Annotated in this window: 20 protein-coding genes; 13 read left to right on the top strand and 7 right to left on the bottom strand. The window is 43.8% G+C overall.

Annotation, left to right across the window (positions count from 1 at the left end; all coding sequences use genetic code 11):
• The first annotated feature begins 296 nt into the window (after positions 1 to 296).
• The 3 genes from KSP24_RS01045 to KSP24_RS01055 all read left to right on the top strand — a co-directional run bounded on the left by KSP24_RS01045 (position 297) and on the right by KSP24_RS01055 (position 2794).
• Positions 297 to 1034 carry an SDR family oxidoreductase gene (locus KSP24_RS01045; RefSeq protein ID WP_216974258.1) on the top strand — a complete coding sequence of 246 codons (738 nt, stop codon included), beginning with the start codon at positions 297 to 299 and terminating at the stop codon, positions 1032 to 1034.
• Positions 1035 to 1262: 228 nt separating this feature from the next.
• Complete coding sequence (locus KSP24_RS01050; RefSeq protein ID WP_013311367.1) at positions 1263 to 1541, top strand: ArsR/SmtB family transcription factor; 279 nt, start codon at positions 1263 to 1265, stop codon at positions 1539 to 1541.
• Between the two features lie 80 nt (positions 1542 to 1621).
• Positions 1622 to 2794: an MFS transporter gene (locus KSP24_RS01055; protein WP_216974259.1), complete on the top strand. Its 1173-nt coding sequence runs from the start codon at positions 1622 to 1624 to the stop codon at positions 2792 to 2794.
• Here KSP24_RS01055 and KSP24_RS01060 read toward each other — a convergent pair.
• The gene (locus KSP24_RS01060; protein WP_216974260.1) at positions 2750 to 3439 is read right to left on the bottom strand and encodes an acetyltransferase; all 690 of its coding nucleotides are present in this window, start codon (positions 3437 to 3439) and stop codon (positions 2750 to 2752) included. The two genes, KSP24_RS01055 and KSP24_RS01060, sit on opposite strands and share 45 nt — an antisense overlap.
• A 453-nt stretch (positions 3440 to 3892) precedes the next feature.
• Between KSP24_RS01060 and KSP24_RS01065 the strand changes: the two genes are divergently transcribed.
• Positions 3893 to 4264: a hypothetical protein gene (locus KSP24_RS01065; RefSeq protein ID WP_025679288.1), complete on the top strand. Its 372-nt coding sequence runs from the start codon at positions 3893 to 3895 to the stop codon at positions 4262 to 4264.
• Positions 4265 to 4474: 210 nt separating this feature from the next.
• Here KSP24_RS01065 and KSP24_RS01070 read toward each other — a convergent pair whose 3' ends face one another.
• Entirely contained in the window at positions 4475 to 5476 is a 1002-nt protein-coding gene (locus KSP24_RS01070; RefSeq protein ID WP_025679287.1) for a chitosanase, read from the bottom strand.
• A 420-nt stretch (positions 5477 to 5896) separates the two neighbouring features.
• Here KSP24_RS01070 and KSP24_RS01075 point away from each other — a divergent pair, with 420 nt between their 5' ends.
• The 4 genes from KSP24_RS01075 to KSP24_RS01090 are packed head-to-tail and all read left to right on the top strand — an operon-like array spanning position 5897 to position 8091.
• Positions 5897 to 6700, top strand: coding sequence for an isocitrate lyase/PEP mutase family protein (locus KSP24_RS01075; RefSeq protein ID WP_216974261.1), 804 nt, complete (start codon positions 5897 to 5899; stop codon positions 6698 to 6700).
• A 20-nt stretch (positions 6701 to 6720) separates the two neighbouring features.
• Positions 6721 to 7281, top strand: coding sequence for a bifunctional transcriptional activator/DNA repair enzyme AdaA (locus KSP24_RS01080; RefSeq protein WP_058710297.1), 561 nt, complete (start codon positions 6721 to 6723; stop codon positions 7279 to 7281).
• 23 nt (positions 7282 to 7304) lie between these two features.
• Positions 7305 to 7832, top strand: coding sequence for a methylated-DNA--[protein]-cysteine S-methyltransferase (locus tag KSP24_RS01085; RefSeq protein WP_013372407.1), 528 nt, complete (start codon positions 7305 to 7307; stop codon positions 7830 to 7832).
• Positions 7804 to 8091 carry an antitoxin Xre/MbcA/ParS toxin-binding domain-containing protein gene (locus KSP24_RS01090; RefSeq protein ID WP_058710296.1) on the top strand — a complete coding sequence of 96 codons (288 nt, stop codon included), beginning with the start codon at positions 7804 to 7806 and terminating at the stop codon, positions 8089 to 8091. Before KSP24_RS01085 ends, KSP24_RS01090 begins: the two co-directional genes overlap by 29 nt.
• A 114-nt stretch (positions 8092 to 8205) precedes the next feature.
• Here the strand turns inward: KSP24_RS01090 and KSP24_RS01095 are convergent, their stop codons facing one another.
• Positions 8206 to 8763, bottom strand: a complete 558-nt coding sequence (locus KSP24_RS01095) for a YdhK family protein (protein WP_216974262.1) — start codon at positions 8761 to 8763, stop codon at positions 8206 to 8208.
• Positions 8764 to 9051: 288 nt separating this feature from the next.
• On the opposite strand from KSP24_RS01095, the gene KSP24_RS01100 reads away from it, so the two are divergent.
• Positions 9052 to 9891, top strand: a complete 840-nt coding sequence (locus KSP24_RS01100) for a MetQ/NlpA family ABC transporter substrate-binding protein (RefSeq protein WP_013372404.1) — start codon at positions 9052 to 9054, stop codon at positions 9889 to 9891.
• 66 nt (positions 9892 to 9957) lie between these two features.
• Positions 9958 to 11133: an aminotransferase class I/II-fold pyridoxal phosphate-dependent enzyme gene (locus KSP24_RS01105; protein WP_013372403.1), complete on the top strand. Its 1176-nt coding sequence runs from the start codon at positions 9958 to 9960 to the stop codon at positions 11131 to 11133.
• A 193-nt stretch (positions 11134 to 11326) separates the two neighbouring features.
• On the opposite strand, the gene KSP24_RS01110 is transcribed toward KSP24_RS01105, so the two are convergent.
• The 4 genes from KSP24_RS01110 to KSP24_RS01125 form a co-directional block, all read right to left on the bottom strand.
• On the bottom strand, positions 11327 to 11812 hold the full coding sequence (locus tag KSP24_RS01110) for a DUF5381 family protein (RefSeq protein ID WP_025679280.1): 486 nt from the start codon (positions 11810 to 11812) through the stop codon (positions 11327 to 11329).
• The gene (locus tag KSP24_RS01115) at positions 11805 to 12641 is read right to left on the bottom strand and encodes a hypothetical protein (protein WP_216974263.1); all 837 of its coding nucleotides are present in this window, start codon (positions 12639 to 12641) and stop codon (positions 11805 to 11807) included. Before KSP24_RS01115 ends, KSP24_RS01110 begins: the two co-directional genes overlap by 8 nt.
• Positions 12642 to 12675: 34 nt before the next feature.
• Complete coding sequence (locus KSP24_RS01120; RefSeq protein ID WP_216974264.1) at positions 12676 to 13761, bottom strand: WXG100 family type VII secretion target; 1086 nt, start codon at positions 13759 to 13761, stop codon at positions 12676 to 12678.
• Between the two features lie 274 nt (positions 13762 to 14035).
• Positions 14036 to 14785: an MORN repeat-containing protein gene (locus tag KSP24_RS01125; RefSeq protein ID WP_025679277.1), complete on the bottom strand. Its 750-nt coding sequence runs from the start codon at positions 14783 to 14785 to the stop codon at positions 14036 to 14038.
• Between the two features lie 157 nt (positions 14786 to 14942).
• Between KSP24_RS01125 and KSP24_RS01130 the strand changes: the two genes are divergently transcribed.
• Genes KSP24_RS01130 through KSP24_RS01140 form a run of 3 tightly spaced genes read left to right on the top strand, consistent with a single transcriptional unit; the run spans position 14943 to position 17086 of the window.
• Positions 14943 to 15869, top strand: a complete 927-nt coding sequence (locus KSP24_RS01130; protein WP_216974265.1) for a cell division protein ZipA C-terminal FtsZ-binding domain-containing protein — start codon at positions 14943 to 14945, stop codon at positions 15867 to 15869.
• A gap of 11 nt (positions 15870 to 15880) precedes the next feature.
• Positions 15881 to 16591 carry a DUF1963 domain-containing protein gene (locus KSP24_RS01135; protein ID WP_231124499.1) on the top strand — a complete coding sequence of 237 codons (711 nt, stop codon included), beginning with the start codon at positions 15881 to 15883 and terminating at the stop codon, positions 16589 to 16591.
• A gap of 24 nt (positions 16592 to 16615) precedes the next feature.
• The gene (locus KSP24_RS01140) at positions 16616 to 17086 is read left to right on the top strand and encodes a DUF6097 family protein (RefSeq protein ID WP_025679273.1); all 471 of its coding nucleotides are present in this window, start codon (positions 16616 to 16618) and stop codon (positions 17084 to 17086) included.
• The last annotated feature ends 18 nt before the right edge of the window (positions 17087 to 17104 follow it).

A 17104-nucleotide genomic window follows, 5' to 3' on the forward strand; every position in this document is an offset into this window, starting at 1 on the left:
TCACTTTAAGATGCGCTTTTTTTTCGATATCGATTTGAATTCATATTAAGTGTATTTGGAGGATTAGGCAATAATTTGCTCTGATTCTTCTACCAGCCCGATGGACATTCCTCTCATAATTAGATGCAGATACAACACCTAATGAGCAATTAAGAAAAAATAAAAGTGCAAAGGAGTGAAATAGTCATGGAGAGCAACAAAGCGGAAAAAAGTGTACACGCTTCTCAGTATCCTATATAGGGATGTGGGTAACTTATCGTTTTTCAGTAACATTTTAAACTAAAGGAGGAGCAAGCATGTTAAATATTAAAGGGAAAGTCGCAGCTATTACAGGGGCAAGCAGTGGGATCGGTGAAGCTACTGCTCGTTTACTTGCTCAACATGGGGCTCATGTGGTATTAGGGGCCAGACGCACAGAACGATTGGAGGTTCTTACCTCTGAAATTCGTTCAAAAGGGGGATACGCTGATTATCTGCAACTGGATGTGACCCAAAGGGAGCAGATGGAAGCGTTCATTAAGTATACTGAAAAACGATTTGGACGTGTGGATGTCATTGTGAACAATGCGGGAGTGATGCCTCTTTCAAAATTGGAAGCCCTGAAGGTAGAAGAATGGGACCGCATGATTGATGTTAATATACGAGGCGTTCTGCATGGGATCGCGGCAGGGCTTCCCATTATGAAAAAGCAAGGATTTGGTCAGTTTATCAATATTGCCTCTATTGGCGCGTATAGTGTAACTCCGACTGCAGCAGTATACTGCGCAACGAAGTATGCAGTTCGGGCCATTTCCGAAGGATTGCGTATGGAGGTTGGAGGAAATATTCGTGTAACACTGGTATCACCGGGAGTAACTGAATCCGAGCTTGCCGACAGTATTTCTGATGAAGAGGCCCGGCAGGGAATGAAAGAATACCGCCGTATTTCAATTTCGCCGGATGCCATTGCTCGTTCCATTGTGTATGCCATGGAGCAGCCTACAGATGTAGATGTGAATGAAATCATTGTCAGACCCACGGGAAGTCCGAATTAACACCATGAAATGAAATCCGTAGTTCATCTTTGCATTTAGATTGTTTGGTCCTCTATCTTTATGGATGGGGGATTATTTTATTATAAGATGAGAAAGACCATTATTCACACTATAGAGTTCAAAAAAGATGTGACTTTACCATAACGGGTTTACTTTTACCAAAGTTTGTGTTAACTTAATTTCGACAAACATCGAAATTAAGGCTGGAACTGAAGGGAGACGAACAGGGTGAAAGATACAACAGAGATGCAGCAAGCTGTAAAAATATATAAAGCACTTGGAGAACCGACTCGTCTCAAGATAGCACTTCTGTTAAAAGAGGAAAGTGACCAATGCTGCTCTGTGCTGGGCGAGAAGCTAAACAGTGTAGCTATTTCAACGCTATCGCACCATCTGAAGCAAATGGCAGAGTCGGGGCTGCTCACATACCGTAAAGAGGGGACGTTTATTTATTACAGTTTGGATGTGGAAGCAGCACAGAAATATGCCCCGTTCCTGATCACATAATTTTTTTTAGTCTCAATTTCGATATTTGTAAAAATATAAAAATATAAAAATATAAAAAGGAAAGAGGCGTTATTTACAAAATGCAGAGCACGTGGAAAGTGTATATTTTGGCAATTATTAGTTTTTTGGTAGGCACATCCGAATATATTATCTCAGGCATTTTGGATCAGATTGCGACAACCATGGGGATTACGGTGTCCGCAGCGGGCCAGCTGATTACAGTCTTTTCTCTTGCTTACGCGATTGGCACGCCGTTTCTGATGGCAGTAACCGCTAAATGGGACAGACGCAAGCTGCTCTTGAGTTCCCTCGGATTATTTGCCGTAGCCAATGTCCTCTCCTTTGTTTTGCCGGGTTTTGTAATGTTTATCGCTGCACGTATTCTTATGGCCCTCGGGGCAGGGATAGTCGTGGTTACAGCATTGAGCATTGCTGCGAAAATTGCCCCAGCTGGCAAGCAGGCTAGTTCTATTGCTACGGTCACTATGGGTTTTACAGCCTCGCTGATTATCGGGGTGCCGCTTGGAAGAATGATATCTTCTGCATATGGCTGGAAAACCGTATTTCTCGGCATCGCTTTGACAGGGATTATTGCTTTGATCGTTATCGCTATGACAATCCCTCGTTTAAAAGGAGATCAACCGATTCCCTTACTACAGCAGTTTGCTCTTCTGAAGAAGCCTGAAGTTGCTTTGGGATTGGCGATTACTTTCTTTTGGGGAGGGGGATATTCCCTCGCGTATACTTACATTTCACCGTACTTGCTGAATGTATCAGGTGTAGGGGATAATATGCTAAGCTCAGTATTACTTGCCTTCGGGATTGCCAGCCTGATCGGGTCGAAAATCGGTGGATACAGCGCAGATAAAAAGGGTATTTCCTTTACATTATTCGGGGGCATGGTGTTGCATGTCTTTTCCTTGCTTTTACTTCCTGTCGCCGCTCATTCTCTAGGTGTATTATTTGTCTTACTGATGCTGTGGTCGTTCGCAGCCTGGACAACCGGACCTACTCAACAATATAACTTGGTCACTCTCGTACCGGAATCTTCCGGTGTGATGCTGAGTCTCAATCAGTCTATGATGCAGCTTGCTATGGCAGCCGGAGCTGGAATTGGTGGTGTGGCTGTTAGCCAGGTTTCGCTGGCTTCTATCACTTGGTTTGGAGCAGCTGGTGTCGCCATCGCCATGGTAGCTGTATATTTACTTTCACGAAGATCTTCGGTTCACACGGAATTGGGTGTGATAGAATAAAGAATTATAGATAATTGAAGGATGAGCCCAGCGATAGATGGCATCGCTGGGCTTGTTTATTTTGAATGAGCAATCATATGCTCTCTTACAGCAGGAGGGTTTATCCAAACGCAATATCAGTAATTCTGCTGCCTCCGCAGCTGAAATTTGACTTGCTGGATCAACTGAATGGTCTAAAGCCTCCTCTGCAAAGCCAGCTAGAAACTGGGCAACTAACTGTACGTCCTTTGAAATGGCTTGTCGCAGAATTCCCCCAACGCCTAAAGGTTTTTTGTATTCAGGACAGAAATAAGATTCCATGACCATGTGTGTATGTACCTGAGCAGTGTGCCGCTCGGCGTAAGCATTTGCGAACTTCTCGACGGTTTCGACATCACCACAGACACCTGGTAGGTTGTTTCCTTTTAAATAACGTAATAGTTGTTCGATATAGGTTAACTGATGGTTGCCGATGATTTGCTGTGAAATCCATAGCCAAGCCTTATGTCCGGGTGATTGAGCGAAAATCATATTTCCATCAGACGTTTTAAGGCATGTTGATTCTTCTGACTCACATATTCGATGAAGCAAATTATATCGAACCTCATCAGCCAAAAATGGATTGTGATTTAATAGATCGTCGTATGGGACTAGCTGCTCAATCATGGATTTGCCTCCCTAAAAATGAGGTTTGATCTAATGTACTTGTATATGCTATGAAAATTAAACTGCTACGAAGTACTGTTGTTATATCTACTAGGACTTAAACTTCCGCGCTATAAGCTTCTTATTCTTTTGTCGCCAAATCCATCTTTCGATAAAGTTTTTTTCTTTTCTTTCCTGAAGCGTTTCTTTCATACCCTTAATGAGAAATTCGGATCTTCGCTTGTCGTTCCTGCTAATTTCACGTAGTTCCTCAATAAATTTATCGTCCATGTCTACATCTCCGTTAGTTCAGGATTTTCCAAATTGCTAAGCTAGATTATACAGAACGTATGTTCCTTTTTCAAGTCTGCATCTGCTCTATTCAATCACATAACCATTTTTAGATGGATGCTGCGAGGCCCGCGCCAATCGGATGGTGAAGCATAAGATAAAGTTGAAAGGAGGAATTACAATATGGACAACAAAGCATATGTATCTCAAACGTATCCACGTCTTACAGTTTACAACGAAGAAAATTTTCGGGGTTCCAGGAGAGTATTCAGAGGAAACCTAGGCATTCGTAATACCGATAATATTCTCGACGGTATCGAAAGTCTGCGTTTCTTTTCTACCAGCAGCAATGCTACACTTGTACTCTTTACTGGCACGCGGTTTAGAGGTAACTTCCGTGTGTTTAGAGGCAATCGCAACATTGCCGACCTGGATGATCTGATTCGCGGGAATGATGTGGAATCTATTATCTCTACCAATCAACGTTTGACGTTGCAGCAAATCCGTAATATCCGCAGTACTGGCAGACTGCCAGCTGGCTATCGGATCATCTAACGGACTCCATTCGACACAATAAACATTTTACAAGACTACTTCAGGAGCTTGCAACTTTCGGGCTTCTGGAGCAGTTTTTCTATTTGTACACAATGCCTACATAATAGAACGATGAGAAGAACTGTATGGAAGAATGAATGGAATGTTATTTTCATGAAAATAAAATAAGGAGGGCATACGATATGCTCTCCTTATTACGTATATGGTTATTTACTTCATTTCCCAATTAGTTACTTTGATTATGGCTGCATCTGCGTTCTTAAGATCTGTTTCGCCAGAAGCTAAAAGAGAACTCCATTGTTTCACCCGATTCTTACCATTAGGAGGTTGGTTATAATCGTTGGTATCGACAACCAATGTACGCTTAGCATAGAAGTTAGTCATGAATGTCTTTTCATTCGTGCTATTGCCAGATCGTGAGAGGACTCCTTCAAGACTACCGTCATCACCCGTAGCACCTTGATTGAGTGCAGTGTCGACAAATGATCCAATCGTCAGAGCAGTATTAAATCCGCGCTTCCGGGCTTGCTGCACACTATATTCGATATAGGTGTCATAGAACGTACGCCACATGGCTTCTCTCCAAGCTTCATTATTTTGGAGAGCTTTGATCTTCTTTTTGATTACACTATCGCTATCGCTGAGTTTTAAAATCGAGCCACTCATTTTCCCCTTCAGTCCAGCACGGGCTAATCCACCTGCAATGGAAGGATTGCTAGCTCCACTAGCAGCATCAAAAGCTTTGAATAAGGCCGGACCGTCTGGTCCCGTATCATTGGAACCGCCTGTTGTTGCTCCAAAAATACCAATGGTATATCCACGATCATCGCCAATATCTTCGGCATAGCCATAGAATTCAGTCCATTTCAAAGAATCCTGCTCTGGCTTGTTCACTAGCTTCATAATATTATCCCATTGCTCACCGTCGAGTCCTGTATTATCCTTCAGAAACTGAAGTGTTGAAGGTGAGAAATTAGCATCATGATCAATAGCTGTAACCGCTGTTTGGCTAGTAGTCTCCTCGCTGGTGAGGGGGATTTGCTGTATATTTGATTCATTTGTTTCTTGTACTGGAGTTCCGTTTTCTTCAGCAAGAGCCTTGGCGGGTAAGGGGCCGTACAAGCTAGAGAATGAAGCGATTACAGAAAAGCTTAGCAATATCATAAAAAACTTCGTTTTATGGGAAATGAGTTTACTCCTGATTTTAAACATATAACTCCTCCTCTAATAATGTAATTGTGAAAGGCTAAAAGAAATGTTACATATAAAAAAAGTGATGCTGTGTCAGTAGTAAGTAGCAACACCAAATACACTTTTAAAGCTTACGTAGATTAGCATCTAACTCGAATTAATTTAGCAAGATTATAGATAAGAAACATATGATTGAACAGTGCTCGAATAACCATTTTTATTCCAGTTTTGTGAATTCTAACTGGATACATTGGCCTAAATCTTCTGTTTTTTAATTCAAAATTAGATTCGTAGAGTGTATGGAAAACAGAAGGAACACTTTAACAGCTCGTTTGAATTCAAGTAATTAGATTAACACAGACCATAAAAGCAAGAATGAGGACGAAAACCAATACAGCCTCTTGATAGAATGAGATACATCACCTAACAGGAGGTTATAAATTGAACAAAATACAAGAATTTAACGATTTGCATACATCAGAGGAAATTTTATTTCTAGGGAACGCCTGGGATTTGCTATCTGCCCTGGCTCTGGAAAAAGCAGGCTTTAAGGCGATAGGTACGACAAGTTGGGGAATTGCCAATACGCTTGGGTTTTCAGATGGAGAGCTTATTGATTTTGAACAGCATGTAAGCATCATTCGGACGATTGCAGAGCATGTTCAGATTCCAGTGTCGGCAGATATTGAGGCAGGATATGGGAAGGATGTAGCAACGATTGTTGAGCATGTATTAAGGACAGCCGATGTCGGAGTGGCAGGGATTAATATTGAGGATTCATTAAAACAGCAAAAAGGGCTTCGAGAAGTGAGGGCGCACAGTAACCTGCTGTCCAAAATAAGAGCTGCCTTGGATGTTCATGGGTTTAAAGATTTTTTTATAAACGCAAGAACGGATACATTTTTGCAGATAGAAGCTCCACTTTCGGAGAACATAGAAAGGGCCAAAGCGTATGTGGAAAGTGGTGCGAACGGCATTTTTGTGCCAGGGTTAAAGAATGATGAAGAGATCAGAAAAGTTGTATATCATATACATGCTCCGCTTAATGTTTTATCCTTGCCAGGTCTGACGAATGTCCGCCAGCTTCAGCAGTTAGGAGTCAAAAGGTTTAGCTTTGGAAATGCGTTTTCTGATAAGATAATAGTTGCTTTGCAAAAGAATGCGGAACAGTTGATCAACCTTCGAGATACATCACATTTATATGATGATTTTGCAAATCCTGAACTAGATGAGTATGAACTATAGAAGGGACGGAATCTTCGATCATGGCTAACCTTAGTCTTTCTTTTGAAGAAATGTGGGATAAAATTATAGCATGTGATCGTAAATATGACGGGGTGTTTTTTACCGCTGTGAAAACAACCCGTATATATTGCCGACCTTCCTGTCGATCCCGAAAACCGAAAAAAATCAATGTCGAGTTTTACTTTGATGTGGACACCGTGGAAAAAGCAGGTTTTCGCGCTTGCAAAAGATGCCAGCCTCATATAGATCATTCGCCGTATATCAGGCTTGTCCAGAATGTGGTTGCTTTTTTAATCAATCATTATAAAGAAAAACTAGTATTGCAGGATATTGCAGACCATGTTGGAATAAGCCCTTTTTATTTGGATCGGATTTTTAAACAGGAAACCTCCGAAACCCCGCGTACGTATTTGGAAAATATAAGAGTAGATAAGGCGTCCTATCTTCTTAAAAATACAGATCTTACGAATCTTGAAATTTGCTATGAGACAGGCTTCCAAAGTCCCTCAAATTTCTATAAGTCGTTTCGCAGCTTGAACCAATGTTCTCCTAGTGAGTATAGGAAGTTACATAAAGATTAGGAATGGAAGGTGGTTATCTTTTTATGAGCAAGCTATCCGTATTGAATTATGTATCGCCGATTGGAGAGATAGAGATACAGGGCACCAAAGAGGCTGTCTATTCTATTATGTTCTCTAATCGGAATGAGCCCTTAACGAGGCTTACAGAAGAGGCTCCAGTCCAAGTATTAGAGGAATGCGCCAGCCAGCTTGACGAGTATTTTAAAGGTGAGCGTTTTAAATTTTCGTTTCCTTATGCTTTTGAAGGTACAGACTTCCAGCAAAAAGTATGGAATGCGCTGGTGACCGTAGGTTACGGTAGAACGACAGCTTATAAAGATATTGCTCTTGCTATTGGAAATGAAAAAGCAATCCGAGCTGTTGGCAGTGCGAATGGCAAAAATAAGCTGAGCATTGTGATTCCATGTCACCGAATTATCGGATCGAATCAGAAACTAACTGGCTATGCAGGGGGCCTATGGAGAAAAGAATGGTTGCTTCAGCATGAGAAGCGTTGTCTGGGATCAAAAGGAGGGCTCATGGATGAGAGAGATATATTTGAAAGAGTTTAAGCCGGAAAGCTGGGCCAACATGGTTCAAATCTATCAGGAGCGATATGATCAGGTAGATCCAGCGGTAAGAGCAAAGGTGGCCAAGAGTGAAATTCCAAAGGAGATTCAGATTGTGCTGCTGCCTGACATGGGCGAATATTTGCTGACTTGGATGGATCGAAAGGTTCCCGCACTTGGTCACGAAACACCGTCGGATTATTTAAAAAGCGAAGAAGGGACCAAAGCACTGAAGGCAGCCATTCTGCGTATGCCGCGTTAAACAACTGACACAAGGAGATACATATGAACACGTCCAAACCCCAATCAAGCTATACAAAGGGAGCCGTTGCCGTGCTCCCTCTGGCGATCACAAGCAACCTGTGATAAAAGAGTTCTAATTGGCTGAAAGCTCACTCTCCGTCACCCATTTATGATTTTTGACAGGCTCTCCTCCTGTAGTCGGCGTGTAATCTACCATATATACGGTCGTTGGTTCAGCGGAATCTATGGTAGCCTTAGCCCCATCCATCCCCTTCATATGATCTGCCGCCAGGATAACTTCCGTTCCCGGTTCATAGGGCTCGCTGCTTGCATCCTTAATCTCTTCATGGATAACCCACTTATGATTAGTCACTTTTTCTCCTCCAGTAGTTGGAGTATAGGAGACTGTATAAGTAGTAGTCGTATAAGCACCCACAATCGTGGCCGTAGCGCCGTTCATGCCTGCCATATGATCGGCTTGCATGGTCGCTTGACTGCCAATTTTGAAGGCTGGATGTTCAGCTTCTTTTAGCTCAGCAGGAAGCTCACTGGAAGTGGAATGGTTCATATCTGATGTGTCGTGCTGTTGACTGCTGTTTGTCGTATGCTCCTGATCTGGCGTGTTACTGTTCCCGCACCCACTCAAAATAATCATGACTGCACCAGCAAGCAAAGCCCATTGTTTTTTCATATTTAAATAGCTCCTTTAGGATTGTATTTACACACTCAATTATACCCCCTGGGGGTATAATTGAAACAGAATTATATTACAAACTTGTGAAGTGTTTTGCCTTCAAGCGGAGCGCCTGATGTGATCCTTTTGAGTTATGCGGAAGATGCCTAATTAAATATTGTTGACAGTGAATAAAAAATCATTGTAATATCTACAAAACATATCAAATTACTATGTTTTAAAAAGCTGTAAACATTTTAACTCACTAAACGTAGATCATATCAAGGAGCAGGGGGAGACATCAAAATGAAGAAACAATGGATTTCATTTATATTGCTACTGGGAGTAGTCGTGCTCTTTATTTCAGGCTGTGGCAGCAAGAATACGTCGGGCGGCGCTGCTGGTGAAGAAAAGAAAACACTGCATATCAGCTTTAATCCCGGCCCATATAGCGATCAGTTTAAGAATGGTGTGGCTCCATATTTGGAGAAGAAGGGGTATAAGATTACATATAAAGAGTTTACAGACGGGGTTCAGCCCAATGTAGCCGTGGCTAATGGTGATATTGATGCCAATGTGTTCCAGCATTCGCTCTATCTGGATTCTATGAATAAGCGGGAGAATATTGATCTGGTTGGTGCTGTGCAGGTCCCGACTCCTCCAATGGGATTGTACTCCAGCAAGCACACCAGCCTTGACGAAATCAGCGCTGGCGCCCAAATCAACCTGCCCAACGAGCCAGTTAATATGCTGCGCGCGCTGAACATTTTGAAGGAAGTAGGTTGGATTACGTTAAAGGACAATATCGATCCATTGCAAACCTCGGTGAATGACATCACCTCTAATCCGCATCATCTGCAATTTGTTGCTACCGACCCGGCACAGGGGCCACGTGTACTGGAGGATGTTGATTTTGCGGCTATACAAGGGAACTTTGCTGTATCGAATGGAATGAAGTTGACCTCGGCATTAAAGCTTGAAAATATGACAGACCCGTTCACGAACGTGGTGGCTGTGGACAGCAAGAATAAGGACAAGCCATTTGTCAAAGACATTATTGAGGGATATCATTCAGATGAATTCCAACAGTACATCAAATCGAATCCTGCGTATGAAGGCTACAAGCTGCCAAGCTATTTTAAATAAATGGGTATGATCCTGGCGGGCTGACATTCTCAGTCTATATCTTATGGATAGAAGGTGGAGATAAACGTGATTTTTTCATCCTCTGATCTCGTCAAGGCTCTGCCTGACAACTATTTCAGCGCAATCGATGACAAAGTGAATCTGTATAAAAGCAAAGGAATAGATGTAATTAATTTGGCAGCCGGCAACCCGGATCAGCCAACACCGCCGCATATCATCAGCGCTTTGAAGGATGCGGTCGATCAACCGATTAATCAGGGCTACCCGCCTTTTCATGGAAAAAAAAGCACGCTGGAGGCAGTCGCTGCGTTCTATAAACGGGAGTATCAGGTGGAGCTGGACCCTGAACGGGAAGTTGCCGTATTCAACGGCTCTGCCATAGGTGTAATGGGGATTCCACAGGCGTTGCTGAATCCTGGTGATTGGTTATTGACCACCGATCCGGCATATCCCCAATATTATTCCGCTACTGCGCTGGCAAGAGCCCATATTCATACGATTCCACTGAAAGAGAAGCATGGATTCTTGCCTGATTATACAACCGTGCCGGAAGAAATCGCAGAGCAGGTCAAACTGCTCATGATTAATTATCCGAACAATCCGACAGGAGCCGTAGCTACTGTAGATTTTCTGACGAAGACACTCGATTATGCTGCTCGGTACCAGTTTCCGGTTATGAATGATTTTGCTTACGGTGCTCTTGGCTTTGGCGGACATAAGCCGATTAGTCTATTGCAAATCCCTGGCGGCAAGGAGTATGGTGTCGAGACGTATACAGCTTCCAAAACGTATAACATGGCTGGATGGCGCTTCGGCTTTGCGGTTGGAAATGCGTCCGTCATTGGTGCACTCAAGCATTATCATACGCATGCCTACAGCACTGTTTTTGGTGCGGTACAGGATGCAGGAGCTGTCGCATTGCTGGGCACCCAAGAGCCAGTACGGGAACTCGCGGCGTTATATGAGCGGCGACGTGATGTTCTCATTGCAGCGTTACGAAATATTGGCTGGGATGTAGCTGCTCCCCAAGGGTCCTTTTTTGCCTGGTTCAAGGTGCCGGAGGGGTATACATCGGCTTCCTTTGCAAACTTTTTATTGGATGAGGCGCATGTTGCGGTTGCCCCTGGAGAAGGCTTTGGTCGTGCAGGAGCTTCTCATGTGAGGGTCAGTCTGGTGAATAGTGAAGAAAGACTGCTGGAGGCGGTACAGCGCATCGCAGCAACGGGTGTTTTTCAAGCTTAAGCTGGAATAAAAGAAATTCATGGAGGGATCGAGAAACGAACTTTGAGTATAGCCATATCGGAGCCATGGAAGAAGAAATAGCAGGTTTGAGAGCGCAAATCGAAGGGATAAAGATGACCCGGATTGCGAACGGGATTTTTTATACGGGTCATCTTCAAGGCAAGGAAGTTATTGTGCTGCGTCCATGCAATGTTCAGGAACGTATTTTCTTTGGCTTGCCATACTGGTTAATGAGAGTTCGAAGTTGTTTCCCGGCTTGATTCAATTCCATATCATTCAACACATAATCGGTGCTGACTTCCCAGGTGCTGCGGTCATTCAGATAAAAAATAAAGGCGGGGAAGCGAGGGCGCAGCCATTTACGGATGGAGGCCCCCTCGAATTCGACTTTAGTGATTGCAGACCACGGGACAGTTCGAATACCATCGGAAATACTGTGTTCGTCAAAGATGAACAGGAAGGGTTCCTTACGAAGCGTTCTGCTCAAACAGACCACCAAATAACTACCGAAAAAAGGAATTCCAATAATGGCGGACGTAATAAAAAAGAAGATTTGCAGAGCAGAGATATCTTCGTCGATAAAAATGAGCAACAGCAAAAACAGACAAATCACCACAAACATCAAGCTGCCCAGGGCTTTCCAAAATGCCAAAGATCTGCGATATACAATTTTATCCACGGAATACCGCCTCGTCGGGTACAAACGTCTGAATGAAATGAGTGATCCGTTCTCTCCAGTCTGATTCGGTCACACTTTCAATTCGCAGGCATGGGGTGGCCTGCATATCCAGTTCTGTATTTCTTACAACCCACACATCATTCGTTCCTTTAAGAACAAATAGCAGATTCGTAACGGAAGGACCCTCTTCATCCGTGTCCGTGTATACCATCTGGCTCAAATTATCCAGGCTGCAGTGATTACGATTAAAATCCTCTCGCCAGTCTTGTATCATTTGTTGATCCAACTCTTGAAGTTTCCACGTTGCCATTTGCTGCATCGTGAAGTTGGATGAGGTCAACTCATTCCACTGTTCTTCTGTCAGATCGACGTATCGGCTGTGACCATTGAAGCTGGGAGCCGACAGGCCGAACAATTGATCAATATCGTGATGCCAGTCTTCTGGAGAAGACCAGCGAAAGAAATGGAGTTCATTGTGGCTGGAAAAGTGATACAGAAAACGTTCGTTTCCATGGTGTATCGTTAATGTATTTTGCTTGTCCTGCTGCTCCTTGTATCCACGCAGCATTTGGCGGCTTTGTACCAGATGAGCTAGCATTTCAACAATGAACGCATCAAATTCAAGCTGCTGTTGCCCGTCATCCTGCTGTTCCAACAAGCCTTTGGATACGAGGCTATGTGTTGCAGCATGAAAAAGCAGTTCCCAGCGATCTTCGGTTAGTTCCCCGTAATAGGATTGGAGCAGACCCGAAGCCATATCCTCTGCACCCAGCGCGGTCAAGGCAAAGCCTAGTTCCTCAAGCGTTAAAATTACCGTTTGTTTGTCCATAGTCAGGCTCCTTCTCCATCTGTTAAGTGTATGTTTATTTAAATAGTTTGCTGGCCCAGCGTATCCCTTTTTCGGCGAATTTGGCGACTTTTCCACCTGCCCAGCTCCCCACTGTACCGCCGACGTATGCACCGACGGCTGCACCAACCGGACCGCCGATAGCACCGCCTATGGACCCCAAAACGACAGCTCCGCCATAAGTTGCGGCGGTTTTAATCGCTACGTTAGAAGCAGATACAGCCACATCCGTTCCGGTAAGCTTCCCGCTTTTCCATTTTCCAGCCAGACTGATGCCTTCGCCCACAATATTCATGGTGGCATTAATTGGATATAGCTTTTTGGCGATCATGCCGGGAATTTGGCGTGTTGCTATGCCGTAGCGTCCTTTTTCCACCCCGGCGATGACGTTGCGCGTCCACTGAGGAAAGCTGTTGGCTTTGTTAAACCCAAGGCCGAGCTTACCCATTTGCAGCTTTCCAGCTAAACGATCGAAACCTTTCAAGCCCTTCATCACAATACCTGGTTTAGCGAACTGGCGGTTTATGCTTTTGCCCAAATTACGCATAAAAGCATTGTTACCTTTGCCTTTCACCCATGCCGCATTATGTATAACCGCTCGAGTAGGATTTTTCAGACTTTTCTTGAATTCTACTGTTTTGGTGAGCACAAGTGTGGAAGCCAGACCGCTATAGATCGCTGTTCCAGCAAAGCCCAGTTGCCCTCGCCATTTATTGGCCTCTGACAGGCTGTTAATGGCTATATCTGCGGGATCGTTTCCTTTTTTTCCGGAAGTTGCTCCTTCACTGCTCTTAATCTGTCCGCTTTGATCTCCTTGGTTAATCCCTGTGTCTGCTTGGGTATCTATTTCCTTGAATTTTACTGCAATCGAACACAGCTCTGTGCTGACAGAACCGACGGTTTGAGTAAAAGCGTCCATTTGTCCACGTGCTTTGTGAAAATCCTGATAAAAGCGCTGCTGTGTCGTTCCTGCCCAGCTATTCTCTAGCATTTGAATATGCTGTGACAGTTGTCCGCAAATTTGTGCCCCCAGCTCACGTGCCTGCGCGAACTGCCTGGAAACCGCCTCTAGTTTCTCAGGAGGAACCATAATTTTAGCCATGATGTCCACCTCGGATGATTAAAATAATTACTTTATATTTTAGTGATTCTAGCGGGAGTTAGCAAAAAAAGGAGGGGGTTTGAGCGAAAAATAAGTCATTTGTATGAGTTCATTGATGGGCATAAGGGAGAATAGTAGGAGTCGTTATGATCCGAAGTTCTTATATGTCATTTATGAAGAAAATGGAAAAAGACTCTCTTTCTTGTAGGAATTTCTATAAGAAAGAGAGGGCTTCTTGCGTAGAGGCTATTTATATACTGTGCGATACTCTAACTTATTTGAGAGGGACCTGCTTGGACAGCTTTTCAAACTGCTGCAAGTGAGGGGTGACCTTGGCGGTAATCCCTTTGAGATACTTGATGGCCGCTTGTCTTTGACGTTCTTTGGTTGCGACCTCTTCAGGGAACATGGAGTATTCCTTTTGAACAGAGCCATTTTTATAATTTACGGAGAAGAGCTCTCCTTGCTGCCATCTTTGGACCAGATCCTGATTACTGTGCAAGATGTTTAGCACTTCTTTTCCATTTTTATAAGTGAAGCTATAGTCTGGATCGGCTACAGCATGGATCACTTGGTAGCCGTTCTGTAATCCATTATCCTGAAAAGTACCTACTTGGATCTGATTCGAACGGATCGTTCCATCCGATTGCGTCACTTTTTCAGTCTGCGTACCCTTACCGCTCATCGTGTCATTGCTCCATGTTCCGTTGTATACGACTTTATGATGTTGTCCATCTGCATCTGTGTATTGATTCATATATTTTCCAGTTCCTGATCGCTTGCCATTCACAAAATCGCCCGAATACTGCTTGTATTCGCTCCATTTGATCGTACCACGTCCGTTTGGCTGTCCATTCTCAACCTCTCCGTAGTAAGTCGTCTGTCCGGATAACTGAAGCAGTTCCTTGGTCGCAGCCGCATTCACCGTAGGTATATTATTTACCAACAGCGTTCCTGAAATCAGCGATGCAGACACCACTATAGGCAGGGACAGAGCCTTTCCTTTTTGCCAAAGTTTTTGCATCATGAGTTCTCCCCTTTCGAAGCTTTGAGTTTCTACGAGTCATGTTCAACAACCCAGCACTTTTAACCTATTTTGTGCTTGGTGGTTTATAGTTTAATATAGATTGAGAATTATAGGAAACTATAAAGTAAAAAATAGGTAATAAGGAGGAAGGATTTTGATTTTACCTGAATATGGAAGTGAGGATGTATCGAGCATCCTTGCCGTAGAGTTGGATCATGGGTCTAGAAAGACAATAAAAGGAGTCCATGAAGTGGAGCCTGATTCTAATATCTACTGGCTGATTGATGTGGAATTCAATGGTTTTACGTTGTCAGATGAAGACATTTTGCAATTGCTCAAAGGATATATCGTATACGGGCATGTCCAAGATTTGCAGATATGGACTAGCGTCGGGCGTAGACTAGAAGGCGAATGCCGTTATGATAAAATCTGTATTTGTGTGGATATATTCAACAATGTAGAGATGCAGATTTGTTTGGAAGAAGCCAAGGTTGCTGATTTTATGAACACACTACCGGCGCGATTTCAGGAGAAGGGGACCATTCGTGTGCTTCCTCGGGAGGATGCTGCCCATGCACGTGCAAAAGCGGAAAAGCTACAAGCCTTTACAGATCAGGAGGGTGAGAGGGAACACTTTGTCATGCTTAGGCTGGTAGCGGATCAAGGTCAATCTTATCGTGGAGCGGACATTTGGGATGTCATGCTGAGCCTTGGAATGAAGTGGGGAGATATGGATATTTTCCATGCACACCATCACGGTCCGGGAGGCAATGATGAACTATTTAGCGTACATACGGGAACAGAGCCTGGATTTTTTTGGCTGAGTACACTTGCAGAGGATCGCTTTGCAGATTTGATTTTCAGTATGGATGTGGTAAGAACGGTGCAGCCGCAAGCTGTGTTTGAGGCGATGTGGAAAAGTGCCGAATATGCACGCGCCAGACTCGGCGGAACATTAGTCAATGAACAGGATCTGCCAGCTGTACCGGAAGATTATCTTTGTCAAATTCAAGGGATGGAAGACCGATTAAGTGAGTTTGGATTTAAAGCAGGCTCGTATGCTGTTGCGTTTCTACTCTAGCCTAGAAAGGGGTGATTTCGTTGTCCAGCAACTCTATCGAGAAGCTAAGAACGATTCTAAAGCGTAAAGCTACTATTTTTCATACAGGGGGCCACAGACCGTTAGATTCCCTGGAACAGAGCTGGATTGGCAGAGTTGCAGTGGCTTTGCCGGCGGAAGAACAACCCGTTGATGTACAGGGGAATGTTATGGCTCCGATCATGCAATTGTATTTGCCTGCTATGCCTTTTGTTCCACAAGCTATATGTGATGTCAAGCTGTTGACGGTCTTCCTGTCTCCCGATGTTCTGGATCATGAGGACATGGAAGGATATATGTGTATTCGTGAGTATACGTCGGTAGAGAATTTGGTAGAAAAAGATTTTAGTCCGGTATTTATGCATATCAAGGCATTCCCGTTATTCCCCGAGCTCATAGAGAATGACTATCCCGTTTGGGACGGGGAAGATATCCCTGAGGAATATGGTGATGCCCTCAACAACATGGATGAGGAAGAACCCGACTATTTTGAGGACATCGTGGAGGAAATACATGCGGTTCACAAAATCGGTGGCTATCCCAGCTTTATTCAACCAGGCATCGACTTTGGCGAAGGCTATGAATTTATGTTTCAGATTGCGTCAGATGCCAAAGCTGGATTGAATATTGTCGATGGGGGCAGCTTTTATTTTGCCAAGCATCAGAATGAAGGAATCTGGCGGGGGTACTTTGATTTTTACTAAATATTGAAATGGGGTAAAAAAGAGATGAATGTTTTAGGTCAGTTAGGATCTGCCATCCAGAACAGTCTATTTATTCAATCCGAACTGAAGAAAGCACATGCCTTGATTCAGAAGCACGACCTGCCTGTAGAGCAGGTGGAGGATGATTTTCACAAGCAGATCATCTTGCTGGAGCAATATGCCGGCACTCGCATTTTTCAGCAAGGGCTTGCCAGATACAAAGTAATTAATACAATGCTTTTGATCATATCTGTGATTATATTGCTGGCAGCAGTTATCGTTGCGGCGGTGGAATATTTGCAGCCGGAACGACATCTGCTGCAAGTGTTGGTGAATGCCATGTTCGACTACTGGGTTCCCTCTATTACCATACTTAGTGTTGTATTTGTGGGTGTGATCGTTCTTGCCATCGTTAGAAATGTTTTTGCCAGACGATTACATACGCGTGTGCTGGATCGGTCCTGGCAGGCCATTTTCCAACATGTGGACAAATGAGGCTAGAGAGCAACTAGT

The sequence above is a fragment of the Paenibacillus sp. AK121 genome (assembly GCF_019042715.1).
GTDB lineage: Bacteria > Bacillota > Bacilli > Paenibacillales > Paenibacillaceae > Paenibacillus > Paenibacillus polymyxa_C.

Bases quoted from the DNA above. Each gene is read 5' to 3' on its own strand.
- KSP24_RS01065 (WP_025679288.1), top strand. From the start codon at position 3,893: ATGGACAACAAAGCATATGTATCTCAAACGTATCCACGTCTTACAGTT.
- KSP24_RS01115 (WP_216974263.1), bottom strand. From the start codon at position 12,641: ATGGACAAACAAACGGTAATTTTAACGCTTGAGGAACTAGGCTTTGCC.
- KSP24_RS01125 (WP_025679277.1), bottom strand. From the start codon at position 14,785: ATGCAAAAACTTTGGCAAAAAGGAAAGGCTCTGTCCCTGCCTATAGTG.
- KSP24_RS01080 (WP_058710297.1), top strand. From the start codon at position 6,721: ATGGCTAACCTTAGTCTTTCTTTTGAAGAAATGTGGGATAAAATTATA.
- KSP24_RS01085 (WP_013372407.1), top strand. From the start codon at position 7,305: ATGAGCAAGCTATCCGTATTGAATTATGTATCGCCGATTGGAGAGATA.
- KSP24_RS01120 (WP_216974264.1), bottom strand. From the start codon at position 13,761: ATGGCTAAAATTATGGTTCCTCCTGAGAAACTAGAGGCGGTTTCCAGG.
- KSP24_RS01060 (WP_216974260.1), bottom strand. From the start codon at position 3,439: ATGATTGAGCAGCTAGTCCCATACGACGATCTATTAAATCACAATCCA.
- KSP24_RS01095 (WP_216974262.1), bottom strand. From the start codon at position 8,763: ATGAAAAAACAATGGGCTTTGCTTGCTGGTGCAGTCATGATTATTTTG.
- KSP24_RS01140 (WP_025679273.1), top strand. From the start codon at position 16,616: ATGAATGTTTTAGGTCAGTTAGGATCTGCCATCCAGAACAGTCTATTT.
- KSP24_RS01090 (WP_058710296.1), top strand. From the start codon at position 7,804: ATGAGAGAGATATATTTGAAAGAGTTTAAGCCGGAAAGCTGGGCCAAC.
- KSP24_RS01055 (WP_216974259.1), top strand. From the start codon at position 1,622: ATGCAGAGCACGTGGAAAGTGTATATTTTGGCAATTATTAGTTTTTTG.
- KSP24_RS01070 (WP_025679287.1), bottom strand. From the start codon at position 5,476: ATGTTTAAAATCAGGAGTAAACTCATTTCCCATAAAACGAAGTTTTTT.
- KSP24_RS01045 (WP_216974258.1), top strand. From the start codon at position 297: ATGTTAAATATTAAAGGGAAAGTCGCAGCTATTACAGGGGCAAGCAGT.
- KSP24_RS01100 (WP_013372404.1), top strand. From the start codon at position 9,052: ATGAAGAAACAATGGATTTCATTTATATTGCTACTGGGAGTAGTCGTG.